Consider the following 24,891-nt stretch of genomic DNA (forward strand, 5'->3'; position numbering starts at 1 on the left):
TATGGCCGTAGCTGAAAAGCCACGGCCAGTCGGCGACCGTGCGGGTGTGGGAACGAAGATTCTATACGCACCACATAAGTGCAAAATGAGCCTTCATATGGTGCAAAAGGGATTCGCGCCAACCGCCCATTTTTATGCAATCATTTGAAGTTCCGGGCGTTTTGCAGTTGGTACGGTGCTTGCCTACAAGCACGCGCGATCCCCTTTCACGAATCATCGAGGTTTTACATGTCCGCCAAGAAAGTGCTCGACCTGATCCAGGACAAAGAGGTCGAGTTCGTCGACCTGCGTTTCGCCGACATGCTCGGCAAGCACCATCACGTCACCTTCCCGGCTCACGCTATCGATGAGTCCACCTTCGAAGACGGCAAGATGTTCGATGGTTCCTCGATCTCGGGCTGGAAGGGCATCAACGAGTCGGACATGGTGCTCATGCCCGACCCGGACACGGCTTACCTCGATCCGTTCAGCGCGCACACTCAGCTGGTCCTGCATTGCGACGTGCTGGAGCCCAGCACCATGCAGGCCTACGGCCGCGATCCGCGCTCCATCGCCAAGCGCGCCGAGGCTTACTTGAAGTCCACCGGCGTGGCCGATACCGCCTTTTTCGGCCCGGAACCGGAATTCTTCATCTTCGATTCCGTGCGCTGGCAGAACGACATGGGCCGCGTGTTCTATGAAATCGAATCGCAGGAAGCCGCGTGGAGTTCGCGCTTCAAATACGACGAAGGCAACAGTGGCCATCGTCCGGGCGTGAAGGGCGGCTATTTCCCGGTCAGCCCGGTCGATTCGCTGGGTGACCTGCGCGCCGACATGTGCAAAGTGCTGGAGTCGTTGGGCCAGGTGGTAGAAGTGCATCACCACGAAGTGGCCAACGCCGGCCAGTGCGAGATCGGCGTGAAGTTCAACACGCTGGTGACCAAGGCCGATGAGCTGATGACGCTGAAGTACGTCATCAAGAACGTCGCACACCAGAACGGCAAGACCGTCACCTTCATGCCCAAGCCGATCGTCGGCGACAACGGCAGCGGCATGCACGTGCATCAGTCGCTCAGCAAGGACGGCAAGAACCTGTTCTCCGGCGATCTCTACGGCGGCCTGTCGCAGACCGCGCTGTGGTACATCGGCGGCATCTTCAAGCACGCCAAGGCGATCAACGCGTTCGCCAACTCCACCACCAACAGCTACAAGCGTCTGGTGCCCGGCTTCGAGGCGCCGGTAATGCTGGCCTACTCCGCGCGCAACCGCTCGGCGAGCTGCCGCATTCCGTTCGTGTCGAACCCGAAGGGTCGCCGCATCGAAGTGCGCTTCCCCGATCCGATGCAGTCGGGCTACCTCACCTTCACTGCGCTGATGATGGCCGGTCTCGATGGCATCCTGAACAAGATCGACCCGGGTGCGCCGGCCGACAAGGATCTCTACGATCTGCCGCCGGAAGAAGAGAAGAACATCCCGCAGGTGTGCTCCAGCCTCGATGCCGCGCTGGAAGCGCTCGACAAGGACCGCGACTTCCTCAAGGCCGGCGGCGTGTTCACCGACGACTTCATCGACGCCTACATCGAACTGAAGATGCAGGAAGTGACCCGTTATCGCGCCAGCACGCATCCGCTGGAATTCCAGATGTACTACGCGATCTGATCGCGTCGCGATAAGGGGACGAACGACGGGCGCTTCGGCGCCCGTTGTTGTTCGCGAGTCCTGTGCGCGCCGGCGCAGATTTTGCTCGGCCGCGCAGCCTGCCATCTTTTTGTCATCCGGGGCGCTTACGGTTCCGGCATGACTTACGCACTCGACGCTTGCGGGCGCTACGCTGCCTGTCTCGACAGCATGGTCGCTGTCCATCTCCTCGGCGCAGAAAAAGCATGACGATCACGCGGCGTGACTTCCTGCTGGGAGCGGGTGGACTTGTCAGCGGACTGGCCTTCGTGGATGCGTGGCACCTGGCGCGCGCATCGACCATGCCCATGTCCATGCGAGCCCATGCGCCGACACTGGCCGCACCCAAGGTGCCGCTGATCAATCCTACGTCCCTGGCGCGTTTCGTCGATCCGCTGCCGATTCCGCCAGTGGCGCGGGCAACCGAACGCGCCGATCCGCTGCATGCAGGCCACAAGCTGCCTTGCTACACGATGGCGATGCGAGCCTGCAAGGTGCGTCTGCACCGCGATATTCCACTTACGCCTCTTTGGGGTTATGACGGCACGTTTCCCGGCCCCACGCTCGTAGTCCGGCGCAACGAGCCGGTGCTGGTCGAGTGGGTCAACGCGTTGCCGTCGAAGCATTTCCTGCCGATCGATCACACCATCCACGGTGCCGAACGCGACAAACCCGAAGTGCGCGCCGTGACGCATGTGCATGGCGCGCGTGCGCCGGCGAATTCGGATGGTTTTCCCGACGACTGGTATACGCCCGGCCATTCCGCCTTGTACCGCTATCCCAACGGGCAGGATGCGGCGACCTTGTGGTATCACGATCACGCGATGGGCATCACCCGGCTCAACATCTATGCCGGCTTGTTCGGTGCGTACATCGTGCGGGATGAACAAGAGCAGGCACTCGACCTTCCCTCCGGCCACTACGACATTCCGCTGATGCTGTGCGATCGCCTCGTCGCGCAGGATGGCCAGCTCTACTATCCGGTGTCGAACGACCCTTCCGCACCATGGGTCATGCAATGCGCCGGCAATCTCGTCTTGTGCAACGGCAAGATCTATCCCTATTTCGACGTCGAGCCGCGACGCTATCGTTTCCGCTTCATCAACGTCGCCAACACCCGCTTCTTTGATCTCTCGCTGACGCACGATCACGCCTTTCACCAGGTAGCCAGCGACCAGGGATTGCTGCCGGCCCCGCTACAGCGCCCGCACATCCAGCTTTATCCCGCCGAGCGCGCCGACGTGGTGATCGATTTTTCCGCGTTCGCCGGCAAATCCCTGCAGTTGCGGCATGAAGCCGAAGGCATCCTGGAGTTTCGCGTGCGTGCCAGCGGCACGCGCGACACATCGGCGCTGCCGGCGGTACTGCGTCCGGTTCCGCGCATCGATCCGGCCAGCGCGGCCAACCATCGCATGCTTACCCTCAATGAAGTCGACGATGCCAATGGCAATGCGCTGGTGATGTTGCTCGACGGCAAGCGCTGGGCCGATCCGGTCACGGAAAACCCGAAGCAGGACAGCATCGAAACCTGGAGCTTCATCAACCTTACCGGCGACGCACACCCGATCCATCTGCATCTCGTGCGCTTCCAAGTCATCGATCGCCGGCCATTCGACCTGTTCACCTGGAACGCGCATCGCAAACTCGTCTTCACCGGGCCAGCCGTCGCACCGGAACCGCAAGACCTGGGCTGGAAAGATACCGTACGCGCCGATCCCGGCATGGTCACGCGCATCGCCATGCGCTTCGAAGGCGAACCCGGCCGTTACGTATGGCATTGCCATTTCCTCGAACACGAAGACAACGAAATGATGCGGCCTTACGACGTACTGCCGGCGTCATCGTAAAGGCGGCGTCAACCCAGCGTGCAAGCCATCACACTTGTCGCAGCACTGTCACAAGGCGCGCTTACGGTGTCGTGTCTTTGCCAACGTTGCGTCATCTAGGCGGCGCACACTCGGCCGCAGTCCACATGGGGAAAACGCACATCCAGTGATGTGGACCGTAATCAGGGGGATTACTCGTTTGCAGGCTTTTCGCAGCATGCCAGCAGGAGACATCCGTTATGCCTACGACGCTTGGCCGTACCCGGTTGAAACCCTTTGTACTTGGCGCACTTGTTACCAGCCTTGTCGGGTTGGCGAATGCGCAAACCGCCAATCCACCGAACGACGCCCATTTCCGCGCGAACGTACCCAACACCGCAAGCCATCCTGTGAAGGGTGAGCCGGGCGGCATCATCACGCTCCACAATCCGAATGACGACCAGGATGCCAGCAATCGCACGCGCACCCCGATCAAGCACGTCATTCTGCTGATCGGTGAAAACCGTACCTTCGATCACGTGTTTGCCACCTACACGCCTCCGCGCGGACAAACGATCGAGAACCTGCTGTCGGAAGGCATCGTCAAGGCCGACGGCACGCCGGGTCCTAACGCTGCCAAAGCGCAACAGTGGCAGGCCAGTCAGACGGGCGATTATTCGATCTCGCCAACACGCACCGGTGCCTACGCCAATCTGCCGGCGATGAACACCGGCGGTGCGCCCACGCAGCCGTATCTCGCTTCGGCCGCGCAGGCACAGGCGATCGAACCGGCGCTGCCGAGCAGTGACTACGTCGAACTTGCGGAAGGTGGCACCGGCTTGCCGAACGATGTCGTCGACACGCGTTTCCCCGCTACGCTGCCGAACGCGCCGGTCGATATGCATGCATCCATCAGCTACAACGACTACGCCAACAGCCCGGTGCATCGCTTCTTCCAGATGTGGCAACAGCTTGACTGCAACATCAGCTACGCCACGCCGAAGAACCCCAGTGGCTGCCGTGCCGACCTGTTCCCCTGGGTAGAAGTCACCATGGGCGCCGGCAACAACGGCAGCACGCAACCGGCCAATTTCACGGATGAAACGACCGGCGAAGGCTCTACGTCCATGCAGTTCCTCAACATGGCCGAAGGCGATGCACCGTACTTCAAGCAACTCGCCGAGCAGTACACGATCAGCGACAACTTCCATCAATCGGTGATGGGCGGCACCGGTGCCAACCACATCATGCTGGGCTTCGGCGATCTGATTTACTACGCCAACGCCAACGGCGATCCCACTGTGCCGCCGGAAAACCAGATCGAGAATCCGAACTCGCAGAGCGGCACCAACAACTGGTGGGTGCAGGACGGCTACAGCGGCGGCTCCTACGTGGACTGCGCGGACGACACACAGCCAGGCGTGGCTTCGGTGCGCAAATACCTCAAGAGCCTGCCGTACCACACCTTCCGCGGCACGGACTGCAAAGCGGGCGCCTATTACCTGGTCAACAACTACAACCCGGGTTACCTGGGCGATGGCACGCCCGCACCGCTTGGCGCGCAGCTGTTCACCATTCCACCCACCAAGCAGCAAAACCTCGCGCTTCTGCTGACGCGTCATCACGTGAGCTGGAAGTACTACGGTGAGGGCTTCGATGGCGGCAAGGAAGACGGCGAAGCCGGCACCTTCTGCAATATCTGCGATCCCTTCCTGTACTCCACGCAGGTCATGACCAACCCCACCCTGCGCGCAAACAACCAGGATATCAACAACCTCTACAGCGACATCCAGAACGGCACGCTGCCGGCGGTCGCCATTGCCAAACCTGATGGACTGCTGGACGGCCATCCCGCATCGTCCAAGCTGGAATTGTTCGAAGGCTACGTACAGAAGATCGTGCAGATGGTGCAGGCCAATCCCAAGCTGTGGAATGACACCGCCATCATGATCACCTTCGACGAAGGCGGCGGCTACTACGACTCCGGCTACGTACAGCCGATCGACTTCTTCGGCGACGGCACGCGCATTCCGATGATCGTGGTATCCAAGTACTCCACCGGCGGTCGCGTGGTACATAGCTACGACGACCATGTTTCCTTCGACAAATTCGTCGAAGCCAACTGGGATCTGGACGAAACGATCTCGCGCCGCAGCCGCGACAATCTGCCGGATCCGATCTCGCTGCCCAACAACCCGTATGTACCGGTCAACGCCCCGGCGATCGGCGACCTGATGGATATGTTCGATTTCCATCGCGGCTGGGATGCCGATGCCAACGTTGCCACCACGCATTGAGCTTCACGCTATCGATACCCTGCCCGCTTCGGCGGGCAGGGTTTATCGTTTCATCCGTTCCACGTTCGCAACACGGTGTTTGCCATGACACGCACTACCCGCACAGCCGGCTATCTGAGCCGCTGGTCCCACCCCGTCGCCGCACTCATGCTGATCGGCGCATCTGCTGCGCTCAATACGCCTGCCCATGCTGATCCCGGTGATTTCCAGGCCATGCCGGGCTTATGGAAAATCACCTTGCACACCCTCCGCGACGGCCGCACGGGTGCCGCAACCACCACATGGAAATGCCTCTATGACGGTGGAGATCCCTGGACCACCTTTGTCGATGCCATGCAGCCGGAAGCGGATTGCCACCGTGCAGGAGAGCACCGCACCAGCACGGCGCTAGCCTGGAACGTGAGCTGCGGAGCCCATACGGGCAAAGGACACATCACGCTCGACTCGCCGCAGCATTACACCGGCGATGTCGCCTTGGATGGAAAAACCACCTTGCAGATCGAAGGCCAGCGTTACGCGGCGTGTACCGGTCCGAGTGATTAAAGCATGCATGAAGCAGTGAAGCAGGGACGAACGGTGTAGCGATCCGCCCCTGCTCCTACAAGGTGTCTGCCACCATGCATGCACCGACCACGACCGGTAACCTAGAATTTCTTCTGAACATTGATCAGGATCGATTGATCGTTCTGGTCGCCTGCGTTGATCTCTCGCTCGTATTCCAAGCGCAACGATAGCTGGCGAACGAGTTCCCAGTTCATCCCAAGCCCGATCAGAAAGTGATTTTGTGTGAGCTGATCGACCTGGGCACGGTAGATGGGGCCCGCGAGCAAATCTGCATAAGACATCGTCGCCTGGCTGGAGCCCTGGAAGTCGTGTCCGTATTCCAGTCGTAGCTGCGGCATCACCGTGCCGTAATCTTCCTTGATCAGATAATTCATGCGCATGCCGATGCTGGCCGTAGTGGTCTTCACCATCTGGTTGCCATAAGTCAGCGCGTAAATCGCATCGCCTTGCTCGGTATACCGATCCAGTCGTGCCGAAGCGACATCGAGGCGCCCATACGGCGAAATTAGCAAGGTATCGGTGCGGTATTCATAGCCTCCGGAAAGCGATGCGAAAGTCTGGTGACCGTCGCGACTTCCGCTCACGGTATTGCCATCGGCTGTTACATACCGACGCGCATCGAAGGAAAGCCACTGATAGCCAAGCAAGCCGTCGATAAAGGTCGACTGGCTTGGGCTGAAACTGGCATACCAGGCGATGTTGTAGCTGTTAGCAATGTCCGCGCTGCCGTTGTGACCAATGTCGGTGTCGTCATGCCCATAACCGACGCCGATACCGGTTGCGAACGACTGCGAGAAACGCCGATCGAGACCGACGCTGATGCCTGCCGTGGTGAAATCGAATCCGTTGGCTGTCGCGGTGGTGTCTCGCGAACCAAAATTCACCGCACCGCCTGTCCACAACACATAGCCATCCGGTAGCGGCGAGGCAGAAGCCGTGGGTGGGCTGGCGGGTGTCTGCGGGGACACCATGTAACGCCGATTGAGATTGCCTCCCATGGCTTGTGCATTGTTATAAGGCCACTGTGGCGAGATGCCGGCATCCGCGCTGTTGCCTGACATGAACGTCAGATTGTTTTGGAAATTGCCGTTGCTGCCACCGCCGCCATGCAGGCTTTCCAGGCGCTGTTGGAAGTTCTCGATCTGCCCTTGCGCAAATTCGCGCGCGGCATCGGCCTGTGCGCCGAGCACACCAAGCACTTCCGGATCCTTCGATGGATCGGGCCGCGCAGCCACCGTAATCGTCACCGTACCCGGCGCCGATGTCGCATAAGTGTTGCTCAACGTGTAGGTGATCACTGCCGCGCCGCTGAATGTCGGCGATGATGTGAAGTCGAGTTGATAGCCGCCCGTGATCGGCACGATGCTGGCCTTGCCCGCCGAACTTGGCGTCATGGACACTAATGTCGCTGCAGTAAACGGTCCGCCGTTGGCGCCTTGCGTCAGGTTGATCTTGGCCGACCGGCCCGCAATGGATGAGATGTTTTGCGGGGCGATGATCGGACGCGGATCGATCGTCACCGTCACCGTAGCCGGCTGCGAAACACCAAACGCATTGGTCAGGGTGTAAGTGAAAGTGATTTGCCCGGATGCGGTGGCGTCGGCGCTGTAATTGATCGTATTGCCCGCGACAGCCGCTTTGCCTGACGTGGGTGCCTTGACGATAGTAGTAGCGGTGAACGGCCCACCGGTGGCACCCGTCGTGGGATTGATGCTGATCGTATTGCCGGCCAGCACCGTAATGCTTTGCGCCTTCGCGGTGGGTATCGCCAGCGGGGTGACCGTAACGGTGACCGTTGCTGGCGCAGAAGTGCCGCCGGGGCCGGTCGCGGTGTACGTCAACGTATCGGTACCGTAGAAATTCTGCGTCGGTGTATAGACGATCGTCACTCCATTGACGACGGCCGTGCCGTGGGTCGGCGCAGTGCCGATGGCGATGCTGGTGATCGGGCCGGTATCGACCGTAGTCACTTTGATCGTCACTGCTTGATTGGCCGGCGTGCTGGCAGCGTCATTGACGGCGACCGGTTTAGGTTGCTGTGTACTGACCGTGTAGGCTTGTGAGCCGGAGAAATTCAGGCTGTCCTTGGCCGTGACGGTGAAACTGTAGCTGCCCGTCGCAGTGGGTGTACCAGACAACAGACCCGACGTGCTCAGAGTAAGACCTGTCGGCAACGCACCCGCGCTAACGGTATAACTGTAGCTGCCATTGCCGCCGCTCGCCGTGAGCTGCTGGCTATAGGCAGCAGCCACTTGCGCACCAGGCAGTGTCGTCGGGGCAACGGCGATGCTAGGCGCACCCACATTCACGCTGTACGACTTGCTCACCGTGAACGGGGCGCCGACACCCGTGCTGCTGTCGCTGCTGCGAACGGTAAACGTGTATGAACCGGCTGCTGTAGGCGTGCCGCTGAGCGTGCCATTGCTGCCCAGCGTGAGACCAGGCGGCAGGCTACCTCCCGTTACCGTATAGCTGTATGGCTGAGTACCACCGGTGGTGCTGAAGCTTGTGCTGTAACTGGACTCAGCCGTGGCAGCGCTCAAGCTGCCCGGACTCATCGATAGCGTCGCCGCACCGATGGATACGGTGTAGGCCTGCGTGCCAGTGGCGCCATCTGCATCGGTAGCCTGGATCGAAAAACTGAAGGAGTTGGCGGAGGTCGGTGTGCCGCTTAATGTGCCGGATGAGCTCAGCGTCAGTCCGGGGGGCAAACTGCTACCTGACGCAACCGCAAAGTGGTAGGGCGAGATACCGCCAGCAGCGTTGAGCGTTGTGCTGGTATATCCAGTGCCCACGTTTCCGTTCGACAGCGAACCAGGCGTCAGCGTAATAGCTGCCGCGCTTACGGTGAGCGTGTAGTTCTGGTTGACCGAGAACGGTGCGCCGCTGCCGGTGCTGTGGTCGGTTGCAGTCACCGTGACGTGGAACGTGCCCGATTGCGTCGGGGTACCGGACAACGTTGCCGTACTTGTATTGAAGCTAAGTCCAGTGGGCAGTGTGCCAGTGAGTGCATAGGTGTAAGGCGCGGTACCGCCGGTCGTCGTGAAGGTCAGGCTATAAGCTTGACCATAAGCGGCACTCTGGTTAGGGCCAGGCTGCAGGTTGAGCGATGGCGTACCGATGGTGCCGGAATAGGTTTGCGTGCCGGAATAAGGCCCGGTACCGGTGCTGCTGTCTTTGGCTTGCACGGTAAAGCTATACGCGCCTGCGTAGGTGGGCGTGCCGTTCAGCACGCCAGCGCTGGAAAGCGTCAAGCCAGCGGGCAATGTGCCGCTCGTTATGCTGAACGTGTAGGGCGACGTGCCGCCGTTAGCGGAAAGCGTCTGGTTGATCGCCACGCCATCGGTGATGGTGAGCGAAGCCGGTGTCACCGTTACCGTCGCGGCATTTATGCTGATCGAATAACTTTGCGTGCCGGTTTTCGAGTTGGCATCGCTCACCTGCACGGTAAACGGATACGTGCCGCCGGCGGTTGGTATGCCGGATAGCGTGCCGTTGTTGAATGTCAGCCCGGGCGGCAGGCTGCCGGACAATAGGCTGAACGTATAAGGCTGAGTACCGCCGCTGGCGGCGATCGTGGTCGATGTATACGTGCTGCCCACGGCTCCATTGGGCACTGTGCTGGTCGTAATCACCGGCGCCGCCGAGATCACATCCAGAGTGTAATTCACGACCTTGGTATAGGGTCCCGTGCCTGTGCTGCTGTCGGTCGCAGTGATCTGAAACGAGAAATTACCGTATACCGTTGGCGTTCCGCTCAGGGTGTTACCTGAAAGCTGGATGCCGGAGGGTAGCGCACCACCGGTGACGCTATAGGTATAACCAGGCGTTCCGCCGCTGGTGGACAGTGTTTGCGTATAGGCCGCGTTCTGCGTTGCATTCGGTAACGCACCGGAAGCAGGTGTCACGCTCAAGGTCGGTGCGTCGATGGTTAGCGTGATACTCGTCGTCAGCGTGGCGCCATTGGCGTCGGTGACATTGACACTGGGCGTGAACGTACCGCCGGCGGTCGGTGTGCCGGTGATTGCGCCCGTGCTCGTGTTGAGCGTCAAGCCAGCCGGCAGTGCGCCACTGGTGAGGGTATAGGTGTACGGCGTGGCGCCGCCGCTGGCGGTGATGGCGCTGTTATAAGTCACACCGACCGTGCCGGCAGGCAGCGTGGTATTGCTCCACGCCAACGGTGGCGCGATGGTCACCGTATAAGACGAGCTACTGCCGGTGTAATTGTTTTTATCAGCTGCGGTGAAGGTGACATGGTAGGTGCCACTGGTAGTCGGCGTGCCGCTCAAGACACCACTGCTCGACAACGTCAGTCCGGGTGGCAATCCGGTCGCGGTAAACGTATACGGCGCCTCACCGCCACTGGCCGACAAAGTAAGGCCGGCATAAGTCGTGCTCACGGTGCCATTCGGCGGTGTGTTTGGCGATGGTGTTACCGTAATCGGCGGCGCCAGCACGGAGAGGGTGTAGGTGACTTGCGTTGAATTCCCTGCGCTGTCGGCTACTTCAACCGAAAAGGTCGTGTTTCCTGTAACGGTTGCGGTTCCTGACAACGTACCGTCTGATCCGATGGTGATGCCGCTTGGTGGCGCCGTACCCGGTACTTGTGAATACGTGTAAGGCGCAGTGCCGCCGCTGGCAGATATCGTCTGGTTGTATAGCTCATCAGCATACGCAGTCGGCAAGCTGCCTGACGCTGGTGTCACATTGATGACACCGCCGTTGACGGTCAAGGTCAGCGTTTCCGGCTGCGAAGCACCGCTACCGTCAGTGACCTCTTCCGTAAAGGTGAATGAACCGCTCTCAGTCGGCGTACCCGATAGCAGGCCCGAACTGTTCTCGGTCATGCCGTTAGGCAGCACGCCCTCGGAGATGTTGAAGGTATAGCCGCTACCGCTGCCACCGCTGGCTGAAAATTGCTGAGAGTAGGATGTTCCGATCGTCGCGGCAGGGAGGGATGTCGGGGAGATCGACAGGGGTGTCGATGACGATCCGCCGATAGTCACTGTCACAGGATGGTCACTACCGTCGCCATCTATCCATGTAAATGAATCGCTGGTGGCAGCGGTGTCCGTGTTTTGATAGGTGACATAAGAATCATCGGTAACAGTCACCGTGCCGTGTTGGGGAGAGGCCGCAATCGGGTTAGTACTGCCATCACCGGTATTGCCGATCGTGCCGAGGCCTCCCGTGCAGGTGTATGCGTTGATTTGATAGGAGCCGTCCACCGCCACCGAGATGGATGTCGGACATGTATCCGCATGCGCTAACGCTGGGACCAGGCCAAGCGACGCCAGGCATAACAACCACGTGCACACTCGAAAGCCGAGTTGCAACGCGGAAATGCGTACAACAGCGCGCAGGCACGCCGTCCCCTTTCGACGCACTATCATTGGTTTGTTCCCCTTGTGCCCCTAAACGCCTATTTACAAACGGCGCATATCGAGCGATAAACGTAAACTGCATCACGGTTTCGATGCAAACTCTAGCATCAGTTTTAGGAAAACGTCTTGCGCGGTGCGGCGGACGTGAAGGCTTTGTGAAAATCCAACCTAGCAGTCATTGAGTCGGCCACAGGGGGTCCAGCGATGTCTGATTATTATCTTGGGCAGATCATGCTCAGCGGCTTTACTTTTGCACCGCGTAATTTCGCTTTTTGTAATGGGCAGCTCCTGTCCATACAGCAGAACGCGGCCTTGTTCTCAGTGCTCGGCACGTATTACGGCGGCGATGGCCGCGCGACGTTCCAGCTTCCCGATTTGCGTGGGCGCACTCCGGTGGGCGCAGGCGGTTCGGCAGACGTAAACTGGCAGCCCGCGCCCTACGCGATAGGAGAATCCTTCGGTAGCGAAGCGGTCACGTTGACTTCCAATGAAATGCCGCGCCACACGCATCTGATCAATGCCGCCACCACGGCGGGCGCTGTTCGTGACCCGAAAAACTCGCTGTATGGCAAGCCGAATGAAAACATCTATGCCGGTGCCAGCAGTGGCTTGACGCCACTCAATGCTGCGCAAATGAAAAACACTGGCGGCAACCAGCCACATCCGAACATGCAGCCGTTCAATGTGCTGACCTTCAACATTTGCCTCAGCGGTGTCTACCCCTCACGCAATTGAAGTATCGGCACTGACTGCCGCTTCATTCAGGAGACTTCCATGGTCACTCCCTATGTGGGTGAAATTCGCATGTTCGCATTTAAGCGCGTTCCGGAAGGTTGGGTCGCGTGTGATGGCAGTGCGTTGAAGATCGCTGACTACAACGCGCTCTATGCTTTGCTCGGCACGACGTATGGCGGCGATGGGCAAAATACTTTCAATGTGCCGGATCTGCGCGGCCGTGTGCCGCTGCATCAAGGCCAGGCTCCGGGCCTCAGCATGCGCTTGCCGGGACAGATTTCAGGCACGGAAACGGTGACCTTGCTCGCGCAGCAAATACCGGTGCACAACCATCTGGTATATGCCACTACTAACGCCGCTAACACCAACACCCCGGGCACGGGTGTGGTACCCGGCGCCTTGACCGGCACCGACACCATGTATGCGACCGACACAAGCGGGACCTTCAGCTTTGACCTTGCACCCGCCGCGGTCGGTACGCAAGGCGGCAGCAGTTCGCATGAAAACGCCATGCCGACGTTGACCGTTGCCTATTACATCGCCACTGTGGGCCTTTATCCCACGCAAGGCTGATTGATGCCATCGACACGCGTTGCATGACACATCAACGTCTTATCGCCCGGGGTACGTCATGAACTATTTTCTCGGTGAAATCCAGTTGTTTGGCTTCAACTACGCACCATATGGCTGGGCCTTGTGCAATGGTGCCACTGTACCTGTTTCGCAAAACACGGCCTTGTTTTCTCTGCTCGGTACGATATATGGCGGCAATGGCCAAACCACGTTCCAACTGCCCAACCTGACCAATCGCGTGGCATGCGGCCAAGGACAGGGGCCCGGCCTCACACAGCGTGATATCGGATCCGTGTTCGGTGATTCCAGCGTGACGCTGCTCAGCACGGAAATGCCAGCGCATACGCATGGGCTGACGTTGTGGAATCAGCCCAATTCCGCCGTGCGCACCAACCGGCCAGCTCCGGGCTCCTACATGATCGAGCCCCAACAGACCAATCCGTTTCCATCCCCTCCTGTCTCCCCCAACACCACGTTCTCGCCGAGCATGTCGGGTCCCGCCGGTCAATCATTGCCGCATGAAAACCGGCAGCCGTCGTTGGCGCTGAACTACTGCATCGCGTTTTCCGGCAGTTTTGTTTATCCCAACGGCAGTTGATGTTCCCGTCATTGCCGCCGCTGGCGTTTCCCCCGGCGCAAGTCGTGATCGACGCCAGCGACGCGATGCGCGTGCGCGGGCTCAGCGTACGTGCCGCTATCGAAGATGATCTGCCTTACCTGCGCAAGCTCTATCAAACCTCGCGCCAGGATGAGTTGGCCTGCACCGATTGGCCCGACGCGTTCAAACAGGCGTTCCTGGATAGCCAGTTCGCGATGCAGCACCTGCATTACGTGAACCAATTCAGCGGTGCCGACTTCTGGATCGTGGAGCAACACACGCAACCAATCGGACGCTATTACCTGCTTCGCCAGGCGCCGCATTACCACATCATCGAGATCAGCCTGGAAGCTGCCTGGCGCGGGCACGGTATCGGCGGCTTGCTGCTCGAATGGACACAATCACTGGCGCGCGAGCAAGGGGCCAGCGGCATCGATCTGCAAGTGGACGAGGCCAATCTGCCTGCCCATCGTCTCTATCAACGCCGCGGCTTTACCGAATTGGCAAGACAGCCCCCAAGCATCGCCATGCGTTGGGTCAATCTGCTGCACGGCGAGGTTCAGTTGAATACGGCCTGATAAAGAAAGCCGTCCTGATTGCGTCCCACCGGCACCAGGAAAATACCGAACTCGCTCATCGTCGGACAGGACATCTGATAAACGCGTTGGGGGAACAGCACCGGCGTTGCAGAGTGAAAGATCAGGGAAAACGGTTCCCGCACCATCCCGTTGAATACCTGATGCGGCAGTGGCGCCGCTTCCACCAGTACGAATGGCGTACGGCCCTGGTCAACGTCGACCGAAAACGTCTCGTTGAGCCGAGACGCAAAATCTTCCAGTTTCAGAAATTGCATGCGATTCCCCTTTTCGCCTGACCATGCGAAGTGTCACATATTCGCGTTGTGCTTGCGATGACCGATACGGGGGATTTGATGTGTGCATCGCTCCACCGATGGAAACATCAGTGCCCGTAACAATGGAATAAGTGAATCAATGTTTTCATTGAAAAACCACCAGGGATCATGGCCCGTGGATCAAACGGTTTTGACTCAAGCTCTGCGCACTCACAGCGCTTTTTCTCAGGCGACGCATGCAAAAAGAGCGGGGCTATTTAAGTCAGCGTCGTTCTGGCTTCGAATCTGCGCTGTACGTGCATGACTCGCGTTGACTGGGACTGTGCGGCAAGCCCACACAACCCCAGCCCTCCCCTGCAAGCAGGGAGGCAGTAGATAGTGCAACGCAAATAGAAAGAACGACGCACATGTGCACGGGGTACTGCAAGAAGCAAGCGTACGCAGCGTAATGAGGCAAAGTCTCAAACTTTCGTCGCATCAGCGAATGGCGCTGGACAACGCGCGGTGTTTTCCGCGAAGGTTTGCAGGTCGGGTGTGCTCATCGCACAGCAGATGGCACAGCACGCCCGACCTTGAAGTGAGAGCGCGGGCCGCATGAGCTACAACTCATACGACCCGCTGACCATAACAACTTACACGAGGAAGTTATCATGGCTAAGCCGGATGATACGGCAAGCACGTTCTGTGCTCACCCCCTGTCGTTTTTCATTGCTCCCACCATCATGCTGCTTGCGTGGTGCCAGGCGAATCGGGGCACGTAGCCGAAAGGGCTTACCACCTTAGGCAAGGTATCAGGGCATGCGCCCTGGGTCCCATCACGTCGCGTGCAATGCGCGGCGTGACCCAACGTCATGGAATCACGCTATGCAAAACGAGCATCATCCCCTGCTGGAATCGCATCCTTATTGGCTGAGCGAAGACGGCCACGTCAAGCTGCAGGAAATCCGCGACCAGCTTTTCTTCCTCGCGGCACTCGCTTACCCGCAAACGGAGCAAGAAGAGTGCGTGCTATTGGAAATTGGGCGAGCACCCCTGGGCGAGAGCTTCGAGCGATTCGCGGGACAAATTAACGCGGTGTTGGACCATGCCGTGACACGCCCGCCTGTAAAGATTGTTTGATGAGCAACGCACGCCCACGCCTGACCCATCCCGTCAGGTGCTAGCCATCCAGCGCTGCAGCCTGCTTGCCGAATTGACGTGCTCGCCGCTTCTCTTCCCGGCGAGCCTTGCGCGCTGCCTTGCGCAGGCGGCGATCGTAGGACCACAGGTAAATGGCCGGCGTGCTCAACAAGGTGAGCAACTGCGAGACAAGCAAGCCGCCGAGAATCGCGATGCCCAACGGCTGGCGCATCTCCGAGCCAACGCCGAAACCGATCGCCAGCGGCAGCGCCGCGCCCATCGCTACCAGCGTGGTCATGGTGATCGGACGAAAACGTACCAAGGCCGCTTCGCGAATCGCTTCCGCTGGCGTGCGTCCGTTTTCGCGTTCCGCCACCAAGGCAAAATCCACCATCAGGATCGCATTCTTCTTCACGATGCCGATCAACATCAGCACCGCGATCACCGACATGGTGCTGATCTGCGTATGCGTCACCAACATGGCGAGGAACGCACCCATGCCCGCAGCCGGCAAGGTGGAAAGAATCGTCAGGGGATGAATGAGGCTTTCATAAAGTATGCCCAGCACGATATACATCGCCAGGATCACCGCCATGAAAATAACCGCGGTGTTGGTGGCCGCTTCCACCAGTTTCTGATTGCTGCCGGTAAATTTCTTCACAATGCCCGGTGGAAGATGGGCGGCGAACATCGCCTGATCGATTAACCGCAGACCGTCGGCCTGCGTGACACCGTCGGCGAGGTTGTAGTGGATGGTGGCTGCTTCGAGCTGGTTGTAGTGCTGGATGTCAGTCGGCTCGATTCGTGGCACCACCTGCGCCATGGCAGAAAGCGGCACCATCTTGCCGCGGCTGTTGCGCACATACATGTCGAGCAAGGACGCCGGGTCGAGCGAGTTGGCGTTGTCTGCCGTCAACACCACCTGATATTGATTCATGTCTGAATAGATCACCGACGCAGGCGCCTGGCCAAACGCATTGTCCAGCGTCTGGTCGATGTCGCCCATGCCCACCTGCAGGCGCGAGGCGGCATTGCGGTCGACCTGCAGCCATTGTTGGCTGCCGATATTGTCGAAGCTGGTGCTGACATCGCGGAACGACGTCATCCCGCGCATGATTTGCGCCAGTCGCAAGGTGGGTTGCTCCAGGGGAGCGCTGGACGTGCTGGTGAGGTCAAACGCATATTTGCCGCGCGCCTGATCGCCGCCGCCGTCGCTGAAAAAGCCAAGGCTGGTCACCGCGACCTTGACGTCGGTCAGTTGCTTGTACCGCTTGGTGAGGCGCGCGATCACCGCGCTCGCCGGCTCCCGTCGCTGGCCCGGCCCATCGCCCAGCGGCTTGAGGTCCACAAAGAACGAGGCTTCATTGCCCACGCCACCGTTGGTGTCGTTGCCGCCCAGGAACGAAGCGACATCGAGCACCGCCGGATCGGTCTCCATGATGGCGCCGACCGCCAGCGTGCGTTGGGCCAGCAGCGTCGGCGAAATATTCGGATCGGCCACCAGATTGGCCTGCAGCATGCCGGTATCGCCTTCGGGCATCAGCGTGCCGCCCGCCGTTTTCGCAACCGCCATGGCCAGCACGACAGTCATCACCAGCAGGATCAAGGGTTGCCAGCGCATGACGCGGCGATGATGCATGGCCCAGTCGAGCGCGCGCTCATAGATGCGGAGCATCCAGCGGTCGAAACGCTCCACCGCCATTTCCAGACGTCCCGGCACATGCACGTCACGCTTTTCTTCCAACAAGTAACGACCGCACAGCGCCGGCGTCAGTGTCAACGAGACCAGGGCCGAGATCACGATCGTCGCGATCAGCGTGACCGAGAACTCGCGCATCAGGATCACCATGCTGCTGTGCCCGAAGACCATCGGCGCAAACACCGCGATCAACGACAAGGTGATGGAGATCACCGTGAAGCCGATCTCGCGCACGCCGATCAGCGCGGCGTCCAGTGGTTTCGCGCCTTGCTCCATGTGACGGAAGATGTTCTCGATCACCACGATCGCATCGTCCACCACGAAACCGATGCACAACACCAAGGCAATCAATGACAGCATGTTGAGCGTGAAGCCCAGCGCGTACATCAAGACGAACGCGCCCGCCAACGACAGCGGCACGCTGAACATCGCGATGATGGTAGGACGCACGCGGCGCAGGAACAGCAACATCACCAACGCCACCATCACGATGCTGAGCAGCAGCGCGATTTCAACCTCATGCAGGGCGGATTGGGTGGAGAGTGTCAGGTCGAAGATCGGCGTGATCTGCACATCGGCCGGCACCAGCCCGTGAAGTCGCGGTAGCGTAGCGCGGATGTCGCGCACCACTTGCACGGCATTGGCTTCCGGGCGTTTCGTCACGCGCAGGATGGCGGCGTGACGGTTGTTGAACCACGCTTGCTGGGTCGCATCCTGTGCGCCGTTCGTCACGGTGGCGACATCCGAGAGCCGCACCGGCGCGCCTTTCTGGTTGGCGATGATCAGCGAGGCGAAATCGCTCGCGCTTTGCAGGTCATCCGTAGCAGACACCGTCATCTGCGTGACGCCATCGCTCAACATCCCTTGCGGCGAAGCGACGTTCGCCGCGCGCAAGGCATTCGCCACATCGTTCGCCGTCAGGCCTTTGGCGGTGAGCGCGGCGTTGTTCAGCGATACGCGAATGGCATGCGGCGAACCACCGATCAACTGTGCCTGCGCCACGCCGGTGATCTGCGACACCGCCGGTCGCATCAGCGTATCGGCCAGATCGTAGAGTTTGTCTGCCGGCATGCTGGCGGATGTCATCGCGATCAGCAGCACCGGAATGTCCGAGGTGTTGGCCTTGAAGTATTGCGGCGGAAACAAAGCCATTTGCGATGGCAGATCCGGCGCAGCCGCATTGATGGCCGCCTGCACATCACGTGCCGCCTGGTCCGAGCTGCGCGAGGTATCGAACCGTATTTGGATGGACATGCCGCCCTGGGTCGAGTCGGACGTCATCTCCTGCACGTCCGGCATGCGCCCTAGCTGACGCTCCAGTGGCGCCGTGACCGTGTTGGCGATGGTTTGCGCATCGGCACCCGGTAGCTGCGCAAAAACCGACACCGCAGGAAACTCGACGGATGGAAATGCCGCCAGCCCCAGGGCGAGGTAGGTGCAAAAGCCCGCCAGCAACAGCCCGATGGCCAGCAACGAGGTGCTGGTGGGTCGGCGAATCAATGGCGCAAATAAATTCACGCATTCACCTGCCTAGGCACTGATAAGCATGTGATGTGAATACGCGCAGAAAACACAGGTATATCCATACCTACGTCATACCGCGACGCGCACGCCGTCAAATGTGCCTGAAGTCTGTCCGTGCCATAAGGCACGGCATGCCTCTTGAAAGCTTGTGAATGACTTCTGTCACGTGTGCTTCACAGATGCGTCATCGCACGGCTGACTTCAACTTCCGTGTACCTTCGTCGATCCATCTTGGAATCGTGCCGCGTTGACGAAAGACCTGCGTGCTGCAAGGCCGTTGTAAAAGATGGCATGGCGTTCCATCCACGCGCAATCAGCAATGGCCATGCTGCTGGCCAGCGCTCAACCGTGCAGATGTCCGTGCAAGTGGCCGTGACAAAGGCATTCTCCATCTGCGTCGACCGTGCCGAACATGTTTTGCAACAAGGCTTCGCTGGGACTCCATTCGCCGATGGCCGGATGAATCAACAAGGCTTTGCGTGCAGTCAATCGCGTGTTGGACATGGCAGCATCGATCGCCGCGCGTTCATAGGCCTTCACCGCATGCACCAGTCCCCGCACTTCATCGGGCAGCGGCGCGATAGGTTCGGGCACGATAGAGTCGAGACTGATGCGCGATGCCGTTTCCACGATCTCGTCCTCGCCCAGATCGGCCAGCGCGCCGCGATTACGCGTGTTGACCACGATGCTTGCAGGCTTTGCACCGGTCAAGGCGCTCATCACATCGATGGCGATGCGGTGATAACCGGTCGCGGTGCGGAACGGATCCACCTGCAAGCTGACATCGGGATCGAACGCCGAGCCGCCTTCTGCTTCCAGCTTCATGTAAGAGCCCGAGCGCTGGTTGAGATAGGCGGTATACGCCGCGACGGCGCCATCGCCGTCGCCCGCGCCAAGCCGACTCTTGAGCGTGTCGATCAGCATCAGGTTCAACTGCTGGATTTCGGCGCCACGGCTGCCGCCTTGCTGCAACTGGTTATGCAGGGCGCGGCGGCGTTCGTAATAGAAGAACAGGTATTCGGTGGGAATGAGTCGCAGCGAACGGAGCATGTTGTAGTCGAACAACGGTGCGATGTAGAGCTGGCGCAGCAACTCGTCGCTGCCAAGCAAGGTGTCCATGACCTCCTTGCCGCGCACGCGCACGCTGCGAACCCAGCCTAGATGGTTGAGACCGACGTAGTCGCAGTGCACGTCGCTCAACGGCTCACCCAGTGCCTTGGCAATGTTGTGGAACAGCTCGGTTGGCGTATCGCAGATACCGACCATCTTGACCTTGGTATGCGTGGTGACCGCCTGGGTAATCAAGCCGGCGGGGTTGGTGAAGTTCACCAGCCACGCATCCGGGCTCAGCCGTTCGACCAGGCGTGCTTGTTCGAGCGCGGCGGGCACGGTGCGCAGCGCCATCGCTACGCCGGCCGGCCCGGTGGTTTCCTGCCCGGGGTAGCCGTTTTCAATGGCCGCCTGTTCGTCCACGGCCCGGCCAACGATGCCGCCGACGCGGATGCTGTTCATCACAAAGTGCGCGCCGTCGATGGCCTCTTCGGCGGACGCAGCCGCACGCAAATGCAGCGAACCGCCGGACTTGGCGACGATCGCCTTGCCCAATTCCACCATCACGGCGAGACGATCCTGATCGGGATCGTAGAGCACCAATTCCTTGGCACCCAGCGCTTCCGTGGCTTCGTCGACGCCGAAGATCACCAGTGGCGCACGCACGCCGCCGCCACCGATCAAGGCGATCTTACGGTCCATAGGTTTGCTCATACATGCTCCTCAACGACAAAGAATCAGGAAGTCCTTGCAGCGCGCCGATGCGGGTGGTGCACAGCGCGCCGCAAATGCAGGCGCGGCGCAGGCACTCTTGCGGCGACTCGCCGTTCAATACGCCCGCGATAAAGCCGGCATCGAAGGCATCGCCCGCGCCGGTCATGTCCACCGCATCCACATGCGGCGGCGGTACCTGCAGCAACCTGCCCTGTACGACGGCTGCCGCGCCGGCTGCGCCCAGCTTGATGACGCCGTGCCGCAGATTCATCGACGCCGCCCACTCGCGGAAGGCATCGGCGCTTTGCGAGCCGGTCAACACCTGCGCTTCGGCTTGATTGGGAAAGAAGTAGTCCACCGCGCGGCAGGTCCATTGATTGCCTGGATCGCGCAGCCAGTCCGGACTGAAACCCACGTCCAGCGATGTGGTGCATCCGGCTTTGCGCAACAGCGGCAGCAGCCGTTTGGCCAGCTCCGCGTTCAGCGGCATGGCGAAATGCACGTGACGCGCAGCGATCAGTTCTTCATGGATGCTGGCATCGTCGAGCAGTTCGCCCAGGCGGCGATTGGCGCCTGGGTAGGTATAGAAAGAGCGGTCTTCCCGCGTGGAGACGCTCACCGTGACGCCGGTATCCAGCGACGAAGAACGCAGGCCGTCGGCGGACAGGCCGAAACGCTTCAGGCGTGCCTCGAACCAGCCGCGATCCGCTTCGCCGATCAGCCCGATCAGGCGCACGCGGCATTGCAGTTGCGCGAGTCCGCAAGCGGTATTGATCGCACCGCCACCGAGTTCGCGAAAGTAATGATCAGTGCAGACTTCTTCGCCCGGGGCGGGCCAGCGTTCAAATCCGTTGAAGACATGATCGGCATAAATCTCGCCGACGGATACAACGTCCCAGCGCTTCATCGGCTCTGGAAAGGCCATGCTTTCTGTCTCCATGCGTCGATCATGAAAATAAGCGTGCCGCCCAGCATGGCCGCCACACCGGCGAGGATGTGCCGGCCAGGGCTGGTGCAAACGATGTACAGCCAGCCGATCACGCTGATCAGCACCGGCAACGGATACAGCGGCATGCGAAAGGTGTCCGTATCGCCACGTCCTCGGCGGCGCAAAAGCACGATGGCCATGCACTGCGCCAGGTACTGGAACATGATCTGGATCACCATCAGCGCCGCGATCAGATCGTCCAGCGACAGCATGCACGCCAGCGCTGACGCGGCGCCGGTGAAAAGCAGCGATACGGTCGGGAAGTGCCCGCGCGGATGCAACCGCGCGAATATCCGGAAGAACTGGCCGGATGCCGCCGCCGCATACGGCACGCGTGAATAGCCCAGCAACACCACCAGCGCCGAACCCCAACTCGCCAGCAGGATCAACAGCACGGCCGTGACGCTGCCGGCGCGGCCGTAGATCGATTGCATGAAATCCGCCACCACCGCCTTGGAATGTGCTGCCTGTTGCCACGGCAGCACGCCCAGCACCGACAGGTTCAGGCCCATGTAGAGCACTGCCACGATCGGGATCGATACCAGCACAGCAAGCGGGATCGTGCGCTTGGGCCGTTTGATCTCGCCGCCCAGCATGCACACGTTGTTATAGCCGCCGTAGTCGTACACGGCGATCAGGCTGACGGTACCCAGCCCTAGCCAGAAGCCATGCTTCGAATCGCCGCCTGCATGCATGAAGCTGGCCGCCAGATGCGTATTGAAATGCAGCAGGCCGCTCAACACGATCCACACGCAAGCGCCCATCACCACCACGCTGATCAGCAGCGAGAGCCGTTGCACCGAATCGATCTTGCGATAAAGCAAAGCCGTGTTGATCAGGCAGAGCAGCATGGCCGTGATCACTTGGCCGTGATGGCCCATGCCCGGGATCAGAAAAGCGAAGTATTGCGCGAAGCCGACCGCCGCGGAGCCAATCGACAGCGGCGCAGTCAGCACGGTCTGCCACAGATACAAAAACCCGAACAGGCGTCCCGCCCGCTGGCTGCCATAGGCGGTACGCAGGTAGTGATAAGGGCCGCCTGATTCCGGAATGGCCGAGCCGAGTTCCGCCCACACCATCCCGTCGCACAGGCAAAGCAAGGCGCCCGCCAGCCAACCCACCAACACCATCGGTCCGGCCAAGGCCGACAGCGCGAGCGGAATGGTGATGAACGGACCCACCCCGATCATGTTCAACAGATTGGCGGAAAGGCCGCCCCAGAAACCCATGGCGCGGGTCGGTACGTGGTCCGGTTCAGCGCTTGCTGTGGCTTCCGCGGCGTGATCGAACACCTTCATCATGCCGCGCCTGCCTGGTTTTCTGCGCAACGGATAGGAGCCGCGCCGGTCTGGTGCAGATCCAGCATCAGCACTTCATTGTCGCCGGCTCTTAGCCATTCAGCGGGACAGTACAGGCATTGCTGTGGCCCGATATGCCAATAGCGCCCCAGCAAATGGCCGTTGACCCAGACATAGCCTTTGGTCCACGCGCGCATGTCGATGTAGACATCGCCTTGCGTTTCCAGATGGATGCTTGCCTTGAAGAACAGGCCGGGACGATCGGGATGCGTGAGCGTAGGTTTCAGTGCGGCAATGAAGGCATCGTCCAGCGGCAAGCCGTAAACCTGCCAGTCGTGCAGTGGTGCGTTGTCGAGACGCACATCGCCGACCAGACCTTTGCGATCGCCCAGCGGCGGGCCGTAATTAATGTGGCCGAAACTGTCGATCAGGATATCCAGCACCATTTCGCCGTCACGATGGGCGTGCGCGACTTGCAGTGTCGGCGACGAGGGAAGCCGGCGGTCGCGCATGCGCGATATCGTTCCGCGTTCGATCTGGTCGATATGGATGATCGCGTAATCGTGCACGCCGTCGAGATAGAGCACGCGGCCATGCGGCGCGCGTTTGCGATACACCACGATGCCCTGGTTCTGCCGCAGCAGTGGCTCGTTGCCGAGGGGTGTGTGGGTTGCTATCGGCGCCGGCAAGTTGTCCCACAGCGAGGCGAACGGCGCCGGCATGGCATCCGCGAACGATGCCTTGGGGCAAGGCGGTGGTATCGCTGGCAAGGGCGAGCCGGTGGCTTTGCCGATGATCTTGCGCAATACGTGATATTTCGGCGTGGCATCGCCGCATTCGTTGATCGGCGCGTTGTAGTCGTAGCTGGTAATCACCGGCTGGAAGTTGGAGCCGTCATCGTCCGCGTTGGCGCCGGCAGTCAGGCCGAAGTTGGTGCCGCCGTGCACCATGTACAGGTTGAAGGAATAACCACCGGCGATGATCCGGCGCAGCGCTTCGGCATCGCTTTTGTCGGCAAACCCTGGTTCGCCCCAATGGGTAAGCCAGCCCGGATAGGTTTCACCGACCCAGACCGGAACATGCGGCGCGAGACGCGAGCCTTCTTGCAATGCAGGCGGCGCCGCACCGTCCAGGCCGAGCGCGGCGCCAGGGAGATACGCGTGGCGGCGCTTGAAATCGGATAGCACATCGCAAATCGAAAACGGTCCGTGGACGCCGTGGGCTTGCCACATATCGCGAACGGCCTCCAGATAACCGACGTCTGCAGCAAACGATGAATACTCGTTCTCCACCTGCAACATCAGGATCGGACCGCCCGCCGAGACCATCAGGGGCGCGATCTTCGGCGCGATGGCCGCAATATAGCGCTGCACCGCAGCCATGTAGGTGGGATCATGGCGATCGCGCAGCGCGATGTTTTCGTGGCGCAGCAGATACGACGGCAAGCCACCCAGATCCCATTCGCCGCATATGTAAGGTCCGGGACGCAGATACACCCACATCCCTTCTTCCTGGCAAAGCTTGATGAAGGCGACAAAGTCGCGGCGCTCTGAGCTGAAGTCGAAAACGCCGGGCTCGCTTTCCAGGTAATTCCACATCACGTATAGCGCGATGGTGTTCAACCCCATCGCCTTGGCCATGCGAATGCGATGCCGCCAATACGATACGGGAATGCGTGCAGGATGCATTTCGCCACTGCGGATCTGAAAGCGCGCGCCGTCCAGTACGAAATGGTGACCCTGCAAGGCGAACCGGTGTGCTTTGCCGTCTGCTTCCGGCGCGGGCGTGACAGGCGCCTTGCCATGATGTTCGGCGAGGGTGATGCGGCTGTCCAACGCCAGGGTGGATAACAGGGCAAAACGAATGAACTGGCGGCGTTTCATGGGCGGGGATCTCTATGCATACCCGGGTACGAAGCGCGGGGTGAGCCGCTTCTGCTGCAGTGAAACGTTTTGGTCGTCGCCGCCATGACGGGCGGAAGACGCATCAGCGGCAACCCTCCCCCATGCGCGGGGGAGGGAGCAGCGTGCATCA

General features: G+C 60.3%; 16 protein-coding genes. 9 read left to right on the forward strand and 7 right to left on the reverse strand.

Going from position 1 to position 24,891, the window contains the following annotated elements:
- The first annotated feature begins 228 nt into the window (after positions 1 to 228).
- The 4 genes from glnA (at position 229) to AC4HNJ_RS09510 (ending at position 6,301) form a co-directional block, all read left to right on the forward strand.
- Entirely contained in the window at positions 229 to 1,638 is a 1,410-nt protein-coding gene (gene glnA, locus AC4HNJ_RS09495) for a type I glutamate--ammonia ligase (RefSeq protein ID WP_490479320.1), read from the forward strand.
- Between the two features lie 224 nt (positions 1,639 to 1,862).
- On the forward strand, positions 1,863 to 3,503 hold the full coding sequence (locus AC4HNJ_RS09500) for a multicopper oxidase family protein (protein WP_490479321.1): 1,641 nt from the start codon (positions 1,863 to 1,865) through the stop codon (positions 3,501 to 3,503).
- A 218-nt stretch (positions 3,504 to 3,721) separates the two neighbouring features.
- Positions 3,722 to 5,758: an alkaline phosphatase family protein gene (locus tag AC4HNJ_RS09505; protein WP_490479322.1), complete on the forward strand. Its 2,037-nt coding sequence runs from the start codon at positions 3,722 to 3,724 to the stop codon at positions 5,756 to 5,758.
- An 84-nt stretch (positions 5,759 to 5,842) separates the two neighbouring features.
- Positions 5,843 to 6,301, forward strand: a complete 459-nt coding sequence (locus AC4HNJ_RS09510; RefSeq protein WP_490479323.1) for a hypothetical protein — start codon at positions 5,843 to 5,845, stop codon at positions 6,299 to 6,301.
- A 101-nt stretch (positions 6,302 to 6,402) separates the two neighbouring features.
- Here the strand turns inward: AC4HNJ_RS09510 and AC4HNJ_RS09515 are convergent, their stop codons facing one another.
- Entirely contained in the window at positions 6,403 to 11,715 is a 5,313-nt protein-coding gene (locus AC4HNJ_RS09515; protein WP_490479324.1) for a putative Ig domain-containing protein, read from the reverse strand.
- Positions 11,716 to 11,910: 195 nt separating this feature from the next.
- On the opposite strand from AC4HNJ_RS09515, the gene AC4HNJ_RS09520 reads away from it, so the two are divergent.
- The 4 genes from AC4HNJ_RS09520 to AC4HNJ_RS09535 are packed head-to-tail and all read left to right on the forward strand — an operon-like array spanning position 11,911 to position 14,190.
- Positions 11,911 to 12,441, forward strand: a complete 531-nt coding sequence (locus tag AC4HNJ_RS09520) for a phage tail protein (protein WP_490479325.1) — start codon at positions 11,911 to 11,913, stop codon at positions 12,439 to 12,441.
- A 39-nt stretch (positions 12,442 to 12,480) separates the two neighbouring features.
- Positions 12,481 to 13,014 carry a phage tail protein gene (locus tag AC4HNJ_RS09525; protein ID WP_490479326.1) on the forward strand — a complete coding sequence of 178 codons (534 nt, stop codon included), beginning with the start codon at positions 12,481 to 12,483 and terminating at the stop codon, positions 13,012 to 13,014.
- Positions 13,015 to 13,072: 58 nt separating this feature from the next.
- The gene (locus tag AC4HNJ_RS09530; protein WP_490479327.1) at positions 13,073 to 13,612 is read left to right on the forward strand and encodes a phage tail protein; all 540 of its coding nucleotides are present in this window, start codon (positions 13,073 to 13,075) and stop codon (positions 13,610 to 13,612) included.
- Positions 13,612 to 14,190, forward strand: a complete 579-nt coding sequence (locus tag AC4HNJ_RS09535) for a GNAT family N-acetyltransferase (protein ID WP_490479328.1) — start codon at positions 13,612 to 13,614, stop codon at positions 14,188 to 14,190. The genes AC4HNJ_RS09530 and AC4HNJ_RS09535 overlap by 1 nt, the downstream gene beginning before the upstream one ends.
- Here the strand turns inward: AC4HNJ_RS09535 and AC4HNJ_RS09540 are convergent.
- Entirely contained in the window at positions 14,172 to 14,465 is a 294-nt protein-coding gene (locus AC4HNJ_RS09540; RefSeq protein WP_490479329.1) for a DUF6916 family protein, read from the reverse strand. The two genes, AC4HNJ_RS09535 and AC4HNJ_RS09540, sit on opposite strands and share 19 nt — an antisense overlap.
- A gap of 864 nt (positions 14,466 to 15,329) precedes the next feature.
- On the opposite strand from AC4HNJ_RS09540, the gene AC4HNJ_RS09545 reads away from it, so the two are divergent.
- On the forward strand, positions 15,330 to 15,584 hold the full coding sequence (locus AC4HNJ_RS09545; RefSeq protein WP_490479330.1) for an XAC0095 family protein: 255 nt from the start codon (positions 15,330 to 15,332) through the stop codon (positions 15,582 to 15,584).
- A 40-nt stretch (positions 15,585 to 15,624) separates the two neighbouring features.
- On the opposite strand, the gene AC4HNJ_RS09550 is transcribed toward AC4HNJ_RS09545, so the two are convergent.
- From AC4HNJ_RS09550 to AC4HNJ_RS09570, 5 genes are all read right to left on the reverse strand, one after another.
- The gene (locus tag AC4HNJ_RS09550; RefSeq protein ID WP_490479331.1) at positions 15,625 to 18,801 is read right to left on the reverse strand and encodes an efflux RND transporter permease subunit; all 3,177 of its coding nucleotides are present in this window, start codon (positions 18,799 to 18,801) and stop codon (positions 15,625 to 15,627) included.
- A gap of 348 nt (positions 18,802 to 19,149) precedes the next feature.
- Positions 19,150 to 20,571: a family 4 glycosyl hydrolase gene (locus AC4HNJ_RS09555; RefSeq protein ID WP_490479332.1), complete on the reverse strand. Its 1,422-nt coding sequence runs from the start codon at positions 20,569 to 20,571 to the stop codon at positions 19,150 to 19,152.
- Positions 20,549 to 21,496: a carbohydrate kinase family protein gene (locus AC4HNJ_RS09560; protein ID WP_490479333.1), complete on the reverse strand. Its 948-nt coding sequence runs from the start codon at positions 21,494 to 21,496 to the stop codon at positions 20,549 to 20,551. Before AC4HNJ_RS09560 ends, AC4HNJ_RS09555 begins: the two co-directional genes overlap by 23 nt.
- The gene (locus AC4HNJ_RS09565) at positions 21,475 to 22,857 is read right to left on the reverse strand and encodes an APC family permease (RefSeq protein ID WP_490479444.1); all 1,383 of its coding nucleotides are present in this window, start codon (positions 22,855 to 22,857) and stop codon (positions 21,475 to 21,477) included. Before AC4HNJ_RS09565 ends, AC4HNJ_RS09560 begins: the two co-directional genes overlap by 22 nt.
- Positions 22,857 to 24,740 (reverse strand): beta-galactosidase, encoded by a 1,884-nt coding sequence (locus AC4HNJ_RS09570; RefSeq protein ID WP_490479334.1) that lies wholly within the window; start codon positions 24,738 to 24,740, stop codon positions 22,857 to 22,859. The genes AC4HNJ_RS09565 and AC4HNJ_RS09570 overlap by 1 nt, the downstream gene beginning before the upstream one ends.
- Between the last annotated feature and the right edge of the window lie 151 nt (positions 24,741 to 24,891).

This window comes from Dyella sp. SYSU CM1112 (assembly GCF_058216415.1).